The sequence below is a fragment of the Mycobacteroides franklinii genome, from assembly GCF_001853795.1.
GTDB lineage: Bacteria > Actinomycetota > Actinomycetes > Mycobacteriales > Mycobacteriaceae > Mycobacterium > Mycobacterium franklinii.
In genome coordinates, this window is sequence record NZ_MLIK01000004.1 from 977,416 (window position 1) to 995,000 (window position 17,585).

General features: G+C 60.0%; 16 protein-coding genes. 10 read left to right on the forward strand and 6 right to left on the reverse strand.

Going from position 1 to position 17,585, the window contains the following annotated elements:
* Positions 1-16 precede the first annotated feature (16 nt).
* Positions 17-460, forward strand: coding sequence for an MmpS family transport accessory protein (locus tag BKG76_RS05305; protein WP_070936522.1), 444 nt, complete (start codon positions 17-19; stop codon positions 458-460).
* Complete coding sequence (locus BKG76_RS05310) at positions 457-3,327, forward strand: MMPL/RND family transporter (protein WP_070936523.1); 2,871 nt, start codon at positions 457-459, stop codon at positions 3,325-3,327. The genes BKG76_RS05305 and BKG76_RS05310 overlap by 4 nt, the downstream gene beginning before the upstream one ends.
* A 3-nt stretch (positions 3,328-3,330) precedes the next feature.
* Here the strand turns inward: BKG76_RS05310 and BKG76_RS05315 are convergent, their stop codons facing one another.
* The 3 genes from BKG76_RS05315 to BKG76_RS05325 form a co-directional block, all read right to left on the reverse strand.
* Entirely contained in the window at positions 3,331-4,119 is a 789-nt protein-coding gene (locus BKG76_RS05315; RefSeq protein ID WP_070936524.1) for an ArsR/SmtB family transcription factor, read from the reverse strand.
* Positions 4,120-4,247: 128 nt separating this feature from the next.
* Positions 4,248-4,610, reverse strand: a complete 363-nt coding sequence (locus BKG76_RS05320) for a Rid family hydrolase (protein WP_070936525.1) — start codon at positions 4,608-4,610, stop codon at positions 4,248-4,250.
* Positions 4,594-6,054 carry a class-III pyridoxal-phosphate-dependent aminotransferase gene (locus tag BKG76_RS05325; protein WP_070936526.1) on the reverse strand — a complete coding sequence of 487 codons (1,461 nt, stop codon included), beginning with the start codon at positions 6,052-6,054 and terminating at the stop codon, positions 4,594-4,596. Before BKG76_RS05325 ends, BKG76_RS05320 begins: the two co-directional genes overlap by 17 nt.
* 138 nt (positions 6,055-6,192) lie before the next feature.
* On the opposite strand from BKG76_RS05325, the gene BKG76_RS05330 reads away from it, so the two are divergent.
* Both BKG76_RS05330 and BKG76_RS05335 read left to right on the forward strand, forming a co-directional pair.
* Complete coding sequence (locus BKG76_RS05330) at positions 6,193-7,827, forward strand: FAD-dependent monooxygenase (protein ID WP_070936889.1); 1,635 nt, start codon at positions 6,193-6,195, stop codon at positions 7,825-7,827.
* Positions 7,824-8,555, forward strand: a complete 732-nt coding sequence (locus BKG76_RS05335) for a TetR/AcrR family transcriptional regulator (protein WP_070936527.1) — start codon at positions 7,824-7,826, stop codon at positions 8,553-8,555. The genes BKG76_RS05330 and BKG76_RS05335 overlap by 4 nt, the downstream gene beginning before the upstream one ends.
* Before the next feature lie 10 nt (positions 8,556-8,565).
* On the opposite strand, the gene BKG76_RS05340 is transcribed toward BKG76_RS05335, so the two are convergent.
* Both BKG76_RS05340 and BKG76_RS05345 read right to left on the reverse strand, forming a co-directional pair.
* Complete coding sequence (locus BKG76_RS05340) at positions 8,566-9,762, reverse strand: serine hydrolase domain-containing protein (protein ID WP_165611482.1); 1,197 nt, start codon at positions 9,760-9,762, stop codon at positions 8,566-8,568.
* 224 nt (positions 9,763-9,986) lie between these two features.
* Positions 9,987-11,552: an AMP-binding protein gene (locus tag BKG76_RS05345; protein ID WP_236737525.1), complete on the reverse strand. Its 1,566-nt coding sequence runs from the start codon at positions 11,550-11,552 to the stop codon at positions 9,987-9,989.
* A gap of 281 nt (positions 11,553-11,833) precedes the next feature.
* Here BKG76_RS05345 and BKG76_RS05350 point away from each other — a divergent pair, with 281 nt between their 5' ends.
* The 5 genes from BKG76_RS05350 to BKG76_RS05370 all read left to right on the forward strand — a co-directional run bounded on the left by BKG76_RS05350 (position 11,834) and on the right by BKG76_RS05370 (position 15,567).
* Positions 11,834-12,595: a maleate cis-trans isomerase family protein gene (locus BKG76_RS05350; protein WP_070936530.1), complete on the forward strand. Its 762-nt coding sequence runs from the start codon at positions 11,834-11,836 to the stop codon at positions 12,593-12,595.
* A gap of 2 nt (positions 12,596-12,597) precedes the next feature.
* Positions 12,598-13,236, forward strand: a complete 639-nt coding sequence (locus BKG76_RS05355) for a VOC family protein (protein ID WP_070936531.1) — start codon at positions 12,598-12,600, stop codon at positions 13,234-13,236.
* Positions 13,233-13,478 (forward strand): hypothetical protein, encoded by a 246-nt coding sequence (locus tag BKG76_RS05360; RefSeq protein WP_070936532.1) that lies wholly within the window; start codon positions 13,233-13,235, stop codon positions 13,476-13,478. Before BKG76_RS05355 ends, BKG76_RS05360 begins: the two co-directional genes overlap by 4 nt.
* Positions 13,475-14,695 (forward strand): alpha/beta hydrolase, encoded by a 1,221-nt coding sequence (locus BKG76_RS05365; protein ID WP_070936533.1) that lies wholly within the window; start codon positions 13,475-13,477, stop codon positions 14,693-14,695. Before BKG76_RS05360 ends, BKG76_RS05365 begins: the two co-directional genes overlap by 4 nt.
* Before the next feature lie 314 nt (positions 14,696-15,009).
* On the forward strand, positions 15,010-15,567 hold the full coding sequence (locus BKG76_RS05370) for an MspA family porin (RefSeq protein WP_083337915.1): 558 nt from the start codon (positions 15,010-15,012) through the stop codon (positions 15,565-15,567).
* A gap of 665 nt (positions 15,568-16,232) precedes the next feature.
* On the opposite strand, the gene BKG76_RS05375 is transcribed toward BKG76_RS05370, so the two are convergent.
* A complete protein-coding gene (locus BKG76_RS05375) occupies positions 16,233-16,856 on the reverse strand; it encodes a TetR/AcrR family transcriptional regulator (protein WP_083337916.1) in 624 nt (207 codons plus the stop codon).
* A gap of 36 nt (positions 16,857-16,892) precedes the next feature.
* On the opposite strand from BKG76_RS05375, the gene BKG76_RS05380 reads away from it, so the two are divergent.
* Entirely contained in the window at positions 16,893-17,543 is a 651-nt protein-coding gene (locus tag BKG76_RS05380; RefSeq protein ID WP_070936534.1) for a GNAT family N-acetyltransferase, read from the forward strand.
* The last annotated feature ends 42 nt before the right edge of the window (positions 17,544-17,585 follow it).

A 17,585-nucleotide genomic window follows, 5' to 3' on the forward strand; every position in this document is an offset into this window, starting at 1 on the left:
GAGGGCGTGGGCGCAGGTGCAAGGCTGGTTCTGGAATCTCCTGAAACGGTGGTGGACGCTCGTCGTCGCCGCGGTCGTGGTGGCGGTGGTGGCGTTCGGGGTTACGCGGCTACACGGTGTCTTCGGTTCGAATATCGAGCTGTCCCGCCCCGGCAACGAGGCCATGGAGAACACCAACTACAACCCCAAACGCGTTCTCCTTGAAGTCTTTGGCACGAACGGGAGCACCGCAACCATCAACTTCCTCGACGAGATGGCGCAACCCCATCGCGTCGACAACGCCCCGCTGCCGTGGTCACACGAGCTGGTTACCAACGACCCCACACTCTTCGCCGATCTGCGCGCGCAAGGCACCGGTGACACAACCGGCTGCCGCATCACCGTCGACGGCATCGTCAAGGACGAAAGGACCGTCACCATCGTGAACGGCTACACCACCTGCCTGGACAAGTCCGCATGAGTGCCGATCACACCCAGGATTCGCGAGCGGCCACGATCATCCGCCGGCTCGCCATACCGATCGTCTTGTTATGGGTGGCGATCGCGGCGGTCACCAACGCCACCGTCCCCCAGCTTGAAGTGGTTGGTGAGGAAAGATCGGCGCCGCTCAACGCCGCCGACGCGCCCTCGACATTGGCAATGAGACATATCGGCAAGGTGTTCAACGAGTTCGACTCCGACAGCTCGGCGATGGTGGTGCTGGAAGGCGACAAACCCCTTGGCACCGAGGCCCATCAGTTCTACAACACCTTGGTGCAGCGGCTGAACGATGACCATGAACACGTGCAGCACGTCGCCGACTACTGGGGCGATCCGATCACGGCGGGCGGTTCACAAAGCAAGGACGGCAAGGCCGCATACGTGCAGGTCTATGTCGCCGGCAACCAGGGCGAGGCGCTATCCAACGAGTCCGTCGACGCCGTGCGCCGCATCATCGCCGATACACCTGCCCCCGACGGGATCAAGGCCTACGTATCCGGCGAGGCCCCCACCATCACCGATCAGTTCGAGGTAGGCAACGCGGGCGCCGCCCAGGTCACCATCATCACGTTCGCGGTGATCGCAATCATGCTGCTGATCGTCTATCGCTCAATCGGCACCACGTTATTGGTGCTGGTCGCGGTCATGGTGGAGCTCTCTGCCGCACGCGGAATCGTTGCGGCACTGGGCCATACGGGCTTGATAGGTCTGTCCACCTATGCGACGAATCTCTTGACCATGCTCGCCATCGCGGCAGGTACCGACTACGCGATATTTTTCGTCGGCCGCTATCAGGAGGCTCGTTCGGCCGGTGAGGATCGTCTGGCCGCCTACCAGACGATGTACAAGTCGACCGCTCACGTCATCATCGGCTCGGGTCTGACCGTCGCAGGCGCATTGTTCTGCCTATCGTTCACACGACTGCCCTACTTCCAAACCCTTGGTGTACCTGCTGCTCTCGGGGTGCTGGTGACCCTGGCCGCGGCGCTGACCCTGGCCCCCGCCGTACTGGTGATCGCCGGACGCTTCGGCCTGATGGAGCCCAAGCGCGCCATGCGCACCCGTGGATGGCGCCGGATTGGCACGGCGATTGTGCGCTGGCCCGGGCCGATTCTCGTCGTCTCGTGCATCGCTACGCTCGTCGGACTGCTCGCGTTACCGGGGTACAAGACCACCTACGATGGCCGCATCTACATGCCGAGCTCGGTTCCGTCCAACGTGGGATATGCCGCGGCCGAACGTCATTTCTCCGTCGCCCGGCTGAACCCCGAACTTCTCATGATCGAAACCGATTTCGACATGCGCAATCCCGCGGGCATGGTCCTGCTGGAACGCGTGGCCAAGTCCGTTCTCCACGCCCGCGGTGTCGCTCTGGTCCAATCGATCACCCGACCCCTCGGTACACCAATAACCCACTCTTCCATTCCCTTTCAAATAAGCGCGTCGAGCGCCAGCCAGTTGATGAACCTCTCTCAGCAGCAGAACCAGGCCCTGTATCTCACACAACAGGCCGACCAGATGACGCAGACCATCAGTGTGCTGAAACAGCAACTCGCACTGCAGAAACAAAGCGCCGCCATCACGCACGAACAAACCGAGGGGTTCCAGCAGACCGTGGCGGTAGCGCAGGACCTGCGAGACAAGATCGCCAATTTCGACGATCAGTTCCGGCCCATACGCAACTACTTCTACTGGGAACCGCACTGCTTCGACATCCCCTTCTGCGCGGCGCTGCGATCCGTCTTCGATGCCCTGGACGGTATCGACGAACTCGTCGACGCGCTCCAAACCGTCACCGGAAGCCTCAACAAGCTCGACGCGCTACAGCCCAAACTTGTGGACCTGATACCGCCACAGATCTCCATCCAGGAGAAGAACCGCGACCTGACCCTGTCCAACTACGCGATCAACAACGGCACCAATACCCAGAACGAAGAGTCCACGCGCACCGCAACGGAATTGGGCAAGGCCTTCGATGATGCCAAGAACGACGACTCCTTCTATCTCCCTCCGGAGGCGTTCGACAACCCCGCGTTCAAACGCGGCATGAAGCTATTCATGTCCCCGGACGGCAAGGCCGCGCGGATGATCATCACCCATCAGGGAGATCCCCAGACCTCCGAAGGAATCGCGCACATCGACGCGATCAAGGAAGCGGCCTTCGATGCCGTCAAGGCCACTCCGCTGGCCGACGCCAAGATCTACGTGGCCGGAACAGCCTCGGCATACAAGGACATTGCCGACGGGCAGAAATACGACCTGCTGATGGCCGCGCTGGCCTCACTGGGCCTGATCCTGCTCATCATGATGTTCCTGACGCGCAGCCTAGTCGCCGCGCTGGTGATCGTGGGGACGGTGGCACTGTCACTGGCAGCATCGTTCGGGATGTCAGTGGTGGTGTGGCAGTACATCTTCGGAATTCCGCTGTACTGGGTCATCTTCCCGCTGGCGGTGATCATCCTGCTGGCGGTCGGGGCTGACTACAACCTGCTATTGATCTCCCGATTCAAGGAAGAAACCAGCGCCGGACTGAAGACGGGCATCATCCGAGCCATCGCCGGCACCGGTGGGGTCGTCACCGCCGCCGGATTGGTCTTCGCGGTGACGATGTCGTCCTTCGTCTTCAGCGATCTGCGTGTTCTCGGCCAGATCGGTACCACCATCGGCCTGGGGCTGCTCTTCGACACCCTGGTGGTGCGATCGTTCCTCACACCGGCGATAGCCACCATGCTGGGCCGCTGGTTCTGGTGGCCCATCAACATCCGCACTCGCCCCATGCCGAAACCCTTTGGGCCGAAACCCTCCGGAACCGAAGATGCGACCGGACCGATCTCGGTGGGCGGGTAAGGATCAGCTGGGCTGGATCCACGGCTCCGTCGGCAGCGGGGTGCCAGTCTCCAAGAAGGACTTGAGGTTTGACAGTACCGCCGCCCATCCCCCGCTGGCCTGTGCGTACTCGGTGGGGCTCGCGAGATCGGCATGCGTGACCGTCAACCGCACGATGTCTTGGTACGGCTGAATCAGGAAAGTGACGGTGGAGGTGGGACCGTCGGCACCACCCGCCGGGTCGGCCCACGTGGTCACGAGTTTGCGTGGCGGATCCACCTCCACCACCGTGCCCACCACATCGGCGATGCCGGAGCCATCCACTCGCTGATGCTCCCAGCGTGAACCCTGTTGCCAGTCAGAAACATTCGCATGTCCCCAATACTGGCCACTGAGCTCGGGATCCGTGATGGCCTGCCAGACCTTCTCCGGAGTGCTGTTGATGTAGGTGGTGTAGACGAAAGTTGGTTGAGACATGTTTGACTCCTCAGCTCTCCGCTTGATCGCACTGAGCGCCCGCAGCCGCGGGCGCTCGAACTTGTCGATCCACCGTTCCTGAATCTCATGCAGCGGAACCGGATTGAGATAGTGCAGCTTCTCCCGGCCGCGCCGCACGGTGCTGATCAGGTTGGCAGATTCGAGTACACCTAGATGTTGAGTCACTGACTGTCGCGCCATTCCGACGCCGTCGCACAGCTGACTCAGGGTCTGACCGTTGTGTTCATGCAGCCGATCCAGCAGCACACGCCGAGTGGAATCGGCGAGAGCCTTGAAGACATCCTCGAGAGCAGGATCCGGATCGGATGGAGACACCCAATCATTATGCAGGCAATTACCTGCATAATGCAATGGACTCTTCAAACACCCTGCGCGCGAAAGACCATCAGACCTCGAGATTCACCTCTTGGACTACGCCTGGGAGATCCTCGATCCGTAGCGGGCTATCCGCGATCGACTGCAGTTACCTCGACCTCGATCTGCAGTTCCGGGAGTGCCAGTGAGTGAACCCGTACCATCGTCGCTGCAGGAAGAATCGTGGCGAATACCTCTTTAAACGCACGTGCTGCTCCCGACCATTCCGCTTCTGGGGCAAGAAATATTCGAGTCTGCACAACATCCTTGATCGACAATCTCACGGCGCTCAGTGCGTTGTCGACGCCTTCGAACACGGCGATGGCCTGAGCGTAAGTATCAGAGCCGCCAACTACTTCCCCCGAATCATCCAACGCGACCACGCCTGAAGCCCATGCATGGTCGCCGACACGTACCACCGGTGAATATCCCCGATCATCCTGCGCAGCCATCGGTCGTCCTTCCAGCCCAGGTATCCAGCTCACTCAGCGCGTCGTCGAGCGCGTTCAATCCGATATCCATCTCTTCTTTCGTAATCGTCAGTGCCGGACCAAGATGCATGCTGTTGGGCAAGAACGGAAACAGCAGCACACCTCGCGCCGCACACGCTTCGGTGAGAAACTCGGACGGCTTGAAGGTTTCACCATCAGCCGTAATGTCGTACCACCGATCAGAAGGTGTCCATTGACGATTCGACTCCGGGTTGACGAAATTGAGTATCCATCCGAGCCCACGCCCTTCAAATGAGTCGAAACTTGGGTGCTTGTCCATCATCTCGCTCAGCCTGGCACGTACGTACTCGCCGAGAGTGGCGGCACGGTCCACAAGGTTCTCTTCGATGATCGCCTCCAATGTCGCCGCGACAGCGGCGACCGACAGAGGGTGACCATGGAAACTGCCTGCAGCGGTCCAGACTCCAGTGTCGAAGAAATCTGAAATGGTGCGACTGACGATGCAGGCACCGACAGGCGCTGCAGAACTTGATAGACCCTTCCCGGCGACCACGATGTCCGGAGTAACGCCGTAGTGTTGGAAGGCCCACCACTTCCCGGTGCGCCCGACCCCCGCAACCACTTCGTCATCGATCCACAAGATCCCCAGGCGTTCGGTCATCTCCCGTATCTGACGGGGATATTGAGGTGGCACGATGTAAGCACCGGCACCGTTGTAAAGCTCGGTGATGAATGCCGCCACGTTGTGCACGCCAACAGACCTGATCGTGCGCTCGGTTTCCCGCACGCAAGCCAGCGTGCCATCGGAGTCGCCACATGTTCCGGGAGTCTGACCCAGCGGACAGGCCGCACAGAACGGCGCCGGCGCGATGGGCGCGTGCTGCACGGTGGCATTACGCACCTGTCCCGTAGGCAAGTCAAAGTAGTCGCCGCGGTTGATCGCCGACGTCGACACCGTCGCGGCACCTGCAGTCCAACCATGTTGCGCAAGCTGGCGAGTGACTACGACCTGCCGACCGGTATAGATCCGCGCGACCATGAGAGCTGCCTCCACAGCCTCACTGCCGCTGGCAACAAACCGCACCCTGCCTGCCCAGTCTGAGCCTTCCATCGTGTCCTCGATGAGTAGCTTGGCAGCCCGCCCCTTGTTCTCATGCGCAAAGAGCTCGACGCAGTAACCGAGACCGTCCACCGCCTTGTGCAGTGCCGCCCGCACTCGAGGATGGTTGTGCCCAACGCCCATCGACATGTATTGACCGTGCAGGTCAAGAAGTTTGGTGCCGTCATCCAAAGTCAGCCATACACCTTTCGCCGCGACCGCAGTACCGAGCGAGCCACCTCCTGGCCATCGGTGCGCATGCATGACATATCTGTTGTCCCAGTCGACAACCTGCGCAGCACGATCGACTTCGTCCTCCGACGCTGCCTCTGTGGGGATAGTCATGATGCCTCCTTGCTGTGACCTGTACGTCAATTATTGGACGTGCGCGACAAAATAGTCAACAGGGCCTAGATTTGATCTTGATCGAAAACGTCGAATAATCGACACACAAGTCAATTCACGATGGGTAGGGGCAACACAGTGAAACTCAGCCGGATCGCAATCCTCGGCGGCGGACCCGGCGGACTGTTCGCCGGTCGCTTGCTCAAAATCCGCCACCCACACGCGGAAGTAGACGTCTATGAACAGAATTCGCCCGACGAGACATTCGGCTTTGGGGTCGGGCTACCGGCAGGAGCACAGCGGAACCTAAGTACGGCAGACCCCGATACCGTTGAAACTATCGAGAAGGTCGGTAGGCGACATGACGCCGCTATGAGCACCGGCACCCATACCGTCAGGTTCGCTGACTTCAGCACCATCGCCATCGGGCGTTCAGAACTGCTACGCGTGCTGCGGGACCAGGCTGCAAAGGTCGGAGTTCGACTGCATTTTGGCGATCGCGTTCTAGCAGACAAGGTAGATGCCGACTTGATTGTCGCCGCCGACGGCGTCAGTAGCGCCACTCGCGAAAGATACGCATCAGAGTTCGGCGCGGACGTGAGAACCAGCAGCGGACTGTATCTCTGGTGCGGCACCGATTTCGCGCTCGAACACGCAGTGTTCGAGCCACGCACCACGAGCGCCGGAACCTTCGTCGTCCACGCGTACCCCTACGCGAACGACGCAAGCACGTTCCTAATCGAGACAGACGAAAATACCTGGCGTACAGCAGGCTTGGATTCCGTCAGCTCATTTGACGAACCACAAGACAGTGACGAGCGCTCTCTCACATACCTGCAGGAAGTGTTCAGCGAGGTCCTCGGCGGGCGGTCTCTAGTAGGAAATCGGACCCGCTGGCTAAGGTTTCGTACCGTCCGGTGTAAGACCTGGCACCACCAAAACGTAGTATTGCTGGGCGATGCTGCGCATACCGCGCACTACTCGATCGGATCCGGAACCAAACTTGCGATGGAGGATGCCATCGCGCTGGACCTCAGTCTCGCTCGCGCAACATCACTTCCGGAAGCGCTGAGGGACTACGTCGACAGCCGACGCCGACATGTCTCCGACCTTCAGGACGTCGCCCGCAGAAGCGAATTATGGTGGGAGACTTTTCCCGAGCGGATTGACATGCCAATAGAGCGACTAATGCTTGCCTACATGACCCGCGCCGGGAAAGTGTCCCTCGACCGCTTCCTCACGTCAACACCCGAGATTGCGCGGCGCGCATTGGCACAATATGCAGACACCGCCACCCACAACGTCTCGCACGCAGATACCTGTGACTGGGTACTCGGACGCCCGCTACATCATCGCGCGATGCATTCACCCACTAGACGGTTTGGGTGTGGTCCGCAGTTCACCGATGTAGACGCCTTCTTCAGCATTGATGCGCGCCAAGAACCCAATATCGGCACCGTTGCAGCGCTTGCACTTTCGGTGTCTTCCGGAGGACTGTGGGCCGACAACCGACGCGACTATATCCATCGCGCAGGCCTCGACAGCCGTGGAGCGGTGTGGCTCCACGGGTCCGACGAGCGCGCCGACGTGCTAGACCGACTTGAGATCGGAGACGATATCCGGCGCCAGACCACCAAGATGGTGGCGGTCAGCGCGCCGTCATCACTGCGCGCCGACTTGGTCGCCGCGCTTGCCAGCGGAAGAATCGACGTCGCCATTGAAACCAGCGAACGTGGTAACCACCCGCTCATTGCGCATAGGCTACGGCTATGACCACCGATCGCACGGGTTCCCGCGGACGCGGCCAAACTGGGGCGACGCGGAGTAATTCCCGTCGCGAACTAGTAGAGAATCAGATCCTCGATCACGCTACCGCTCTGTTCTCCGAGCGCGGATTCGCTGCGACCACATTGCAGGACATTGCGAAGGCTGCCGGGCTGACCAGGCCCGCGCTGTATCACTATGTGAGCAGCAAGGACGACCTACTTGCCAAGCTGGTCGACCAAAACACCGCCGGTATCGCCGACGAGCTGCACAAGATAAGTGCGGATTCGAACAGAAGCGCGACGGAACGCCTTCATGCCATGGTGCATGACAGTGCACTACGAATGGCGCGTGACCCCGCACGGTTTCGGCTACTGATTCGCTCAGAAGGTGAACTACCCCCTGAGATCTCGCGCTTCTACGACAAGGGCCGTCGGCGAGTACTGAGCGAATTCACCGCCGTAATCCAGGACGGGATCGGTGCCGGGGAATTCAGACCGGTCGATGCTCGCACTGCGGCTCTCGGAATCATTGGCATGACCAACTGGATCGCCTGGTGGTATGGCCCCGGAAACAAGCCCGACGATGAAGACACCGCAACTCAATTCGCGGATATGGCGGTACGCTCCCTGACCCTCAGGTCGAAGCGGAGCATCAAAGCTGATCGACCTGAAAATGCCATCGCGCTATTAAGGCAAGACCTGGATCTACTGGAGGGCCTGATAAAGGACCGGTGACCTCGAACAATCAATGCGCGGCAGCTGCGTCCATCAGCTGTTGCAGCATCTGAGGCCGGGGATCACCGTCAATCGCGACCTCAGTGTTCATCACAATGGCCGCCCCAACCCCACGCGCTGTGTCGATCTTGACGTACGAAGCAGTACCTACCTCACTGCCGGCATGTTGCCACTGCCCATCAGCATCCCCTCGCAGTCTGTGCCACGCGTACCCCTGAGAGATGAACGGCAGAGGAGCCTCCGACGACGCCATGATCTCTGGGGAGACCTGGTCCGCCAACGCCGCCGACGCCTGGGCGCGCGGAAGCACCTCAACACCATCCAACACGCCGTTACCCAGCCACACTCGGGCCCACCGCGCCAAGTCAAGCGAGTTGGACCGCAGACCGCCATCGGGTGTCAGACAGCTTGCATACGGCGAGTATTCGGCATGACCCGTGTAGTCATCGGCAATTCCCGCAGGTATCAGGTTGCGGTAATCGAGCCACATGCCCTTCTTCACCCCATTCTCAAACCAGGCATGTGGATATGCCCGCCGTCCGTCCGGGATTCGATCACGATCGAAATCAGAATTGACCATTCCTGCCGGCTGCAAAACATGCTCGCGGCAGTAATCGGCGAAAGGCTGGCCCGTCACTGCGTGTACGAGAAAACCCGCCAAATCAAACCCGATGTCAGAGTACATATGCACTTGTCCGGGCTTCGATTTCGTGAAGTTCTCTTCACGGCTGTACGTCCACCCACGCGGTACGGGCGTTAGAAAGTCATGCAGCCATCTACCTAGCTCACCCGAATCGGGCGCGGGGCCGGTGCGAGGAGCATATCCATAAGGACCCAGTTCCGGACCGGTGGTCAGCGGCGTCAGGTGAGCCAGCAAGTACCGGACGGTGATAGAGGTATCAGGGTAATAGGGGCTGCGTACACTCCTCGGGCCGTAAGCCTTGCTCTCCGCGAGAACATCGTTCACATCTGTATCGAGGCCGATGCGTCCCGCCGCCACCAATTGCAGCACGGCAGTTGCCGTAATCGTCTTACTTACTGAGCCAATGTTGATGGTGCTCAGCGCCGTCATCGGTTGCCCCGCCTTCGCCTCACCCCACGCGTCGACATACACCGTGCCCTCACGAGTGACGGCTGAAACACTGCACCCCAGGATATGTTTCGAATCAGTCAGCCTCATCAGGTCATTTTTGAGACCGGTCGGCAAAGGCGGCGCCTGACCATCCGCACCGTCCTCGCGCGTATCGCCCGAGGACGAGCACGCAGCCATAGTGCCCGCGGCCACCGCCAGCGCTGCTGCGGACACGCCAACGATGATCTGACGCCTATTTGGTTGTGTCACAAATCTCTCCAATACTTGCGTAGGCACGATGTCGGGCTGCCAAACTACGGTGCGACTATCGCGTAACTCATTTCGACTGCACCGGCGGATCATCGCCGGCCTTCAGCCTCAACATCCGTGGTCATGGCTGCCGAGATTCGTTCCCGTAGAGCCTTTTTATCAATCTTGCCTACATAAGTCTGCGGCAGCGCATCGACACACTCGACCCGCTCGGGCCACTTGAACTTCGCAACGCCGATTGAGTTGAAGTGCTCCTGCACGTCAACCAACGTCAACGCGGCATCCCCCGTAACGATGTAGGCACAGCTACGTTCACCGAGCCGCAGATCCGGCATCGCCACGACGGCCGCGCTGGAGATCGCCGGGTGTCGCAGCAGTAAAAGCTCCACTTCTTCGGCATTGATCTTCTCACCACCTCGATTGATTACGTCCTTGATTCGCCCCTCGATGGACAAATAGCGACGCCCATCGATCATGTCGACTTTCGCCAAATCCCCTGTCCGGTAAAAGCCATCATCAGTGAACGCCTGCTGATTACGATCCGCCGCATCAAAGTAGCCGGGAATCGTATAAGGACCACGACACGTCAGCTCACCAATCTGCCCGTCCGGAACCTCCTCACCGGAGGCCGGATCCACGATCCGCATCTCGTCCTCCTCAGCCAGGGGAAATCCCACATGATCACGACGAATTGATTCAGGAGTATCCGGAGCGGTTGCCGCACAGAGCCCTTCGGCCATACCGAACAACTGACCGACGCGCCCGCCCATCTGCTGTACCCTATCGAACACTGCGCCGGGGACCTTCGTCCCGGACAACACAACCGAGCTCAGGCAGCGCGCCATCTCCGCATACTCAGGATGCTCCGGCCATTGAAATGAGCTCGGGCCAAACAAGACATCGTCCACCTGTTCCGCGGCCATGAACTTCATAGCAGGGCCTGGCTCGAGTGGAGGCAGCACCAGGCGCGCCCCCACGGCATGAGCGCCGTGCAAGCCACACAAGACTCCCGCGTTATGCACAAGAGGCGCAAGGTATGCGACTCGCGTACGCTCGGTCCGGCCCAATCGCTGGGCATACCAAAGCGCGTTGTTCCAGTACTCGGCATGCAGACGTGGAATTACCTTCGGCACGCCCGTGGTGCCACCGGAGAGCTGAAACACGGCTACATCCGAAGGCAATAGCAGTGCCTGAACCACAGCGACCTTCATCCGGGCGGCAACCGGGTCATACCCTGATCCCAGTTCCTCGATGCGCTCCACCCCTCTCACCGCACGGGACCCGATAGTCAGGACAAGTCCCATCGAGGGATGGCCGGCGGACTGCTTCTTCGCGAACTCAACTAGATCGAACTTAGGCAAATCCGAGTCAACAAGATGCGCCGTTGCACCCACTTTCCTACTTATGTAGCCGATCTCATGTTCACGATGAGAGGCCAGCGTGGCTACTGGGATTGCACCCGCTTTGAGGAACCCGTACCACGCCAGCACCGCCGCCATCCGATTGGTTACCTGGAAAATCGCGGAGTCGTACGGCTTTATCCCCAAATCGATCAGAGCCGCTGCAATCTGGTCCGTACGGCGATCAAGCTCGCCATACGTCGTCGCGCCCTGTTGGTCAACCACTGCGACGTGCCGAGGAAATTCAAGCGCCACTTGATGAAACCGCTCAGCGGTCGGCAGCTCGCTCCAGGAGCCCGTTCTGACGTATCGCTCAATACTGGCCTGGGGGTATGGGACAACGCGACTGCCCCACGGCTTTGTCTGCACTCTGCGATTCTCCTCCACCGAGCCCGAAACTTTTGATTACATGCGCGTCCAGTATTCGACGTAGAAGTCAGATAGTCAAGCGAGTCGCCGGTTTCACCCAAACGCTTGACAGGCCATCGTATGCGTCTAATAATCAACGCCAACGTCAATTTAAGGAGCTCGAAGAAATGGCCTACCGAATCGGGCTAGTCGTACCAAGCTCAAATGTGACCGTAGAGAACGAGATTCCGGCCCTGCTCGGACGGCATGCGACGGGTGACTTCACTTTCCATGCAAGCCGGATGCGAATGCATACCGTGTCACCGGAGGAGCTCGCAGCAATGAACACACAGCGGGAACGTTGCGTGATGGAAGTTGCGGACGCCGATCCTGACGTTATTTTGTACGCCTGCCTGGTTGCGCTTATGGCCGCCGGAGCTGGTGAACATCGTCGCGTGGAACAGCTGATCGCGGAACAACTCGCAACTGGAGGTTCTGCCGCACTGATCCGATCGAGCGCGGGCGCACTTGTTGAAGCCCTTCATGCCCTGAGGTCCAAACGGATCGCAGTCGTTACCCCATACATGCGCCCGCTCGCCGAGCTGGTTGTGGAATACCTTCGTGCAGAAGGATTCGACGTAGTCGGTTGGTCCGCAATGGAAGTCGCCGATAACTGCGAGGTGGCCCACATACCCGGGGACCGAGTGCTGGCGGCAGCGCGGTCACTCGACCTGTCGTCAGCGGATTGCCTGGTGATTTCCGCCTGCGTCCAGATGCCGTCGCTTTCGATCATCGAGCAGGCCGAGGCTGAGTTCGCGCTCCCCGTGATATCCGCTGCCACCGCAGGAGCATTCAGCATTCTTCGCGGCCTAGCACTGCCACCGGTGATACCCGGTGCCGGACAACTGCTCGCCACTCAAGCCACCATCACACTGTCTGAGAGGACGTGACCATGCCAATCAACGGACATCTTGCCGACGGTGTCGATCATGTCGCCTACCCGACATTTGACCCGACAGGGACAGTTCAATTTTACCGCGACGTACTGGGTTTCCCTGTAGTGCATTCGATTTGCGCCGCAGGTTGGGGCCCAGAGAAACATCCCGACTTTCTACATTTCTTCTTCGACATCGGTCGGGGGGACCGTCTGGCGTTCTTCTACTACTTTGGACTTGAGCCATTTGAACGTGGCCCGCTTGGCGACGCGTACACCACTCACAACAATGACGTGCCACTCTTCTTCGTCCGGTCCCGTCATCTTGCCATCCACGTGGCAGGAGACGAAGAACTCACCGAGTACCAACGACGCCTAGATGCGAGTGCGTGGCCATGTGAGCTTCGTCTTCAACACGAAACGATCGAATCGATCTACACCCATGATCCGAACGGCTACCTCATCGAATTCACCCGAGCCCTGCGCCCGGTTACCCCCCAAGAAGACCTCGATGCCGGTCTAACCATCGAAGCGCTACTCGACGTCATCGCAGCAGGCAGACCTACGATGGCCGCGCTACTCGACCGCAAGGCTGAGCTCATCGTCAGACGTGCGCCACACTGGTCGCCTCGGCTAGAAAGTGTGACACCACAATGAGTGCGCTATTGGTCTTGGACGTCCCCGAAAACGACGCGATCGTGGAGACGGCGGCTTCAACCGGTCAGATCCAGACAAATCGCATTGGTCCGTACGTCGTGCTCGAGCTGACCGACGCCCTCACCATCGACCGCCGCGCTACGAAATGCCGCCATGCCGTCTGGTATTCGTGCGTCGCAGGCACACTCAACTCTCGTATTTCCCAGTGGGATTCCGACGCGTTGGTGGTGGTGCCACGATGACCACCACCCGAGGCCAGGTACTACGCCTGAAGCGGGATAGCCTGCTACCCGACAAAACACATACATCGGTACACCAGCTACGCACCGAAGATGGCCAGCAGATAACCGGACTGCTACACACCACGGACGGAGCCAATGACGTTATCTGTCTGGCTCATCCGAGACAGGATCTCACGCACCATCCGATCATCGGCGAACTGCTGGCAAGGGGCTATGCCGTCTGGACGCAGGGAACACGCTCCGTCAACAACGACATCACCCTGGTCCACGAACAAGCGCTGCTGGACATCGCGGCCGGCCAGGTGTTCCTCCGACTGGCCGGCTTCCCCCGAGTAATCACGCTCGGGCACTCCGGCGGGGGTTCGCTTTTTGCGTTCTATCACCACCAGGCCGCACTCAACCCCGAAGACCGGATCTCAAAGACGCCGGCCGGACGGCCCACACAGTTGGCCGTAGCCACTATGCCCGTGCCCGACGCAGCAATCTTCCTCGCTCCACACCGCGGCCAGGGAGCATTGCTAATGAAGACGATCGACCCTTCGGTGGCGGACGAAGCAGACCCCTTGTCCGTAATCCCCGAACTCGATCCATATCGTCCCGAGAACGGTTTTGCCGTTCCGCCGCAACCCTCCAAGTTCCGCGCAGAATTCGTCGAACGCTACCGACGGGCTCAACAAGATCGCATCGCGCACATCGACACGCAGGCGCACATGATCCTCACGGATCGAAACTCAGCAGGGGCTGAACAAGACCCTGTCGCAAGTCGCCGCCGCGCGATAGCACCTCGGCTCCTTGTCGTCTACCGCACGGACGCGGACCTAGCGTGCGTCGACCCAACGATCGACCCCAACGACCGCCCCTACGGATCATTGTTTGGTGTACGCCCAGACCTGACGAACTATGGACTGAACGGTTTCGCCCGAATTACTACGGCGGACGCATGGTTATCCACATGGTCCGGCCTAAGCACCAACGCCGACTTCGCCCGGTCGGCTCCGTATGTCCACGCACCGACTTTGTTTATCGAACTCACTGGCGACCAAGCGTGCACCCCGGTAGAGGCAAGCGCGATGTTTGCTGCACTCGGCGCCACAGACAAGACGCATATTCGGCTCCGCGGCACACACTTTGGCGCATCACTCACGCCTGGCGAGCCTTCCGGAGTGTCGTTGTCGGCTCAGCAGATCGCCAATTGGCTCGCCGAGAAACGGTTCTAGCCAATTCATTTCAGATCCAACCTATGCCACGATCATCTACGCAGAAACTTCCGCCATTCCACGTGCGCCACGAGAAAATTCCTTTAAATCAAAATATTTCGGCACTCAGATGATGTCAGTTTTCACAGCCCAACACCAAACAAACAGCCACCATTCATTGGTGGCCTGGCATCAGCACTCGCGAGACAAATCCCCTTCATTGAGCCGTAAATGAAAGGCACATCATGAAATTCAAACGAAGCGCGTTTATCACTCTTGCCGCTGTGCCTATACTTATTCTACACAATCCGCTAGCCCACTCGGAGCCCGTGTCCATGACAGCGCAATCCTATGAGAAAGTTTCAATTGACGGATGGCACTTCAAGATTCGAATCCACGACGAGGTCGTAAATTCGGTTCCCAACCTCGCTGCAGCTTCCAACTCGCGGGAAGCATTCGTCACAGCCACCGCGACTGCAACTGCAACGGGCGGCTCAAACCCCGTCGTCGACAGCCTGTTCATCCTCGGGTATCAGTTGGGGTGTCAATCTGACGTCTCGGCGGGACTCAACATTGGTGGAACTGTTGGTGGCGGAGGATCACTGGGTGGCGGCTTCGGCGGAGGCGGCGCGCCAACCTTTAGCCCTGGAATATCAGTAGGCGCTGCGGGTTTCGTGCAGACAGTCGTCCAGCCAGGTGTCATCGTCGATCTCCCGATGACCAACATGGCGATGAGCTCAGGCGGCATGGCCAATCTCAGCATAGACAATCTCCATGTCAAGGCCGACGCGTGCGGCGGCGATGTCACCATCCGCTCGTACGCATACCTGCGCGTCTCCACCGACGTGGGCCACACCTCGTTCGCCATCTACGGCGACCCCATCAAGATCTAGGTTCCCGAAGCGAGAGGATCGATGCACGCGATGAAGAAAGTCCTTAGGCGACTCGGCGCTGTCAGCTCAGCCGCTTTGGCGTTGACACCCATCGGGGACCTGACCGCGCGAGCCGAGCCGCCAGGCATACCATTTATCCCGGGCAGCCCGGCCATGCCTAGCCCTGGGGCATATTGGATGGGATACGGATTCCAAACCACCCTTCCCCCAGCGTCTTCCGATACCCGAGGGGTAAACATCGGTGGGGTATCTGCCGATCCTTCGCAGACGAGCACATCAATGCCTGGAACCAAACCCGGCCCCCAACTGGTCAACCAGGCCCAGATACTGTCCAACGCAAACATGCGCTACGGAATTCAAGGCGGAGTTGTCCCGCCAGCAGATATGAGCACCCTCGGAGCCACACCACACATGTTTATCGGCGGCGTGACCGCGCCTGGCGGGTTGGAGAGCCCCACTGGAAATCCGCCAGCAGGACCTGCGGCAGGAGCCGGAGGAGAAGTGATCGACCCAGCCCCGCCAGCGTATCCACAGCTCGAATCCCCAACCGGCGGGGAGCGGTCAGCACACGGCTAGAACGTGCCTGACAAATCTCGCGTAGGTGCGGTGGTGACGTTCTGCCGGAGAATCTCGTCCGCGAGAGCTTCCGTCGGCACCTGAGCTTGTCACGACCCTTCGTCATCGTCGCTCGCGCGCGCGTGCAGCACAGCGAGGCCGGTTGTCAGGATGGATTCAGGGTCTACGTCATGGCAATTGTGAAGGCGGGCATAGACGGGCGCGATTTCGGGGTCGATGGGCGTGGCGCGTTCGCTGTCCGCTACGAAGACGGTGACGGCACTGCCAATGACATAGTTCGACAACGCGTAGGCCACGCTGAGAGGGTCGGGCGTTCCGGCTTCTTCGAGCAGGACACATATGCGTTCGGATAGTCGAAGGTAGTTGGGTCCGCGGGGTGCCCTCATCGCGACGACCTGGCACGCCCACCGGTGACGCAAAAGGTGCCGGTAGTACGCGACCATCAGGTCCCGCAGTTCTGCGTCGACGACCGCGCTAGAGATGTCCGGATCGCCGCCAAGGGCATGGTCGAGCGCAAGGTCGAAGAGGTCGTCGACCGACTCCACTCGCGAGTACAGACTTGGCGGGGCGACACCGATACGTGCCGCGACAGCGCGCACGGTAAGGCCGCGGAGTCCACCTTCATCAAGCAGGTCGACGGCTGCTTGCGCGGCGGAGCTCACATCGACGGCACGGGTCCGACGGATGGGTTTGCGGTGCGACCAGTAACTCATTCCACCAGACTATCCGAACTATGTTAGTTTAGTGGCATGCTCGATTCTTCTCTGCTTCCGCTCCTCAACGACCGCGTGCGCCTGCGCCCGTTGCAACCGGCTGATGCCACCGCTTTTGCCGAGGGAACCGCGGATGCAGATGTGCAAGCATTCGGGCATCTCCCTGAATCCGACTACACCCCTGCCTCGGTCCGGATGATGATCGAGGAACACGCGGAGCCTGGGTTGGACCGTGGCGACTTGGCCATCCTCGCCATCGCAAATGCAGCCGCTGACGAGTTCGCCGGCAGCCTAGTGTTATTTGGTGTCACAGAGGACTCTGCCGAGGTCGGGTTCTGGCTCCATCCCGAGTGCCGTGGCTCCGGCTTTGCCACTGCGGCAATGGAACTGGCTGCCGAATTCGTCTCCCGCAGCGGCCTCGCCCGCCTCACCGCTCGCACCGCAATCGAGAACATCTCGTCCCAACAGGTCTTGACCCGAGCCGGATTCATCCACGTCGGGAACGCGGTGGACACCGCACCCTCGGGGCGCGAGCTCGAGGTGTGCTGCTACGCACGATATGCCCTCCCGCGAGTCGCCTTTGAGGACGGCGCGCACACACCATTCCAGCGAGTCGGTGAACAGGCGAAAGACCCGGGTTGTGTTTGGCCAGCAGGTGAACCCTTGGGTGCAGCGCCGTTCGGGTGACACGTCGATCAAGACGTCGAGCTCGAACATCGCACCACCGCA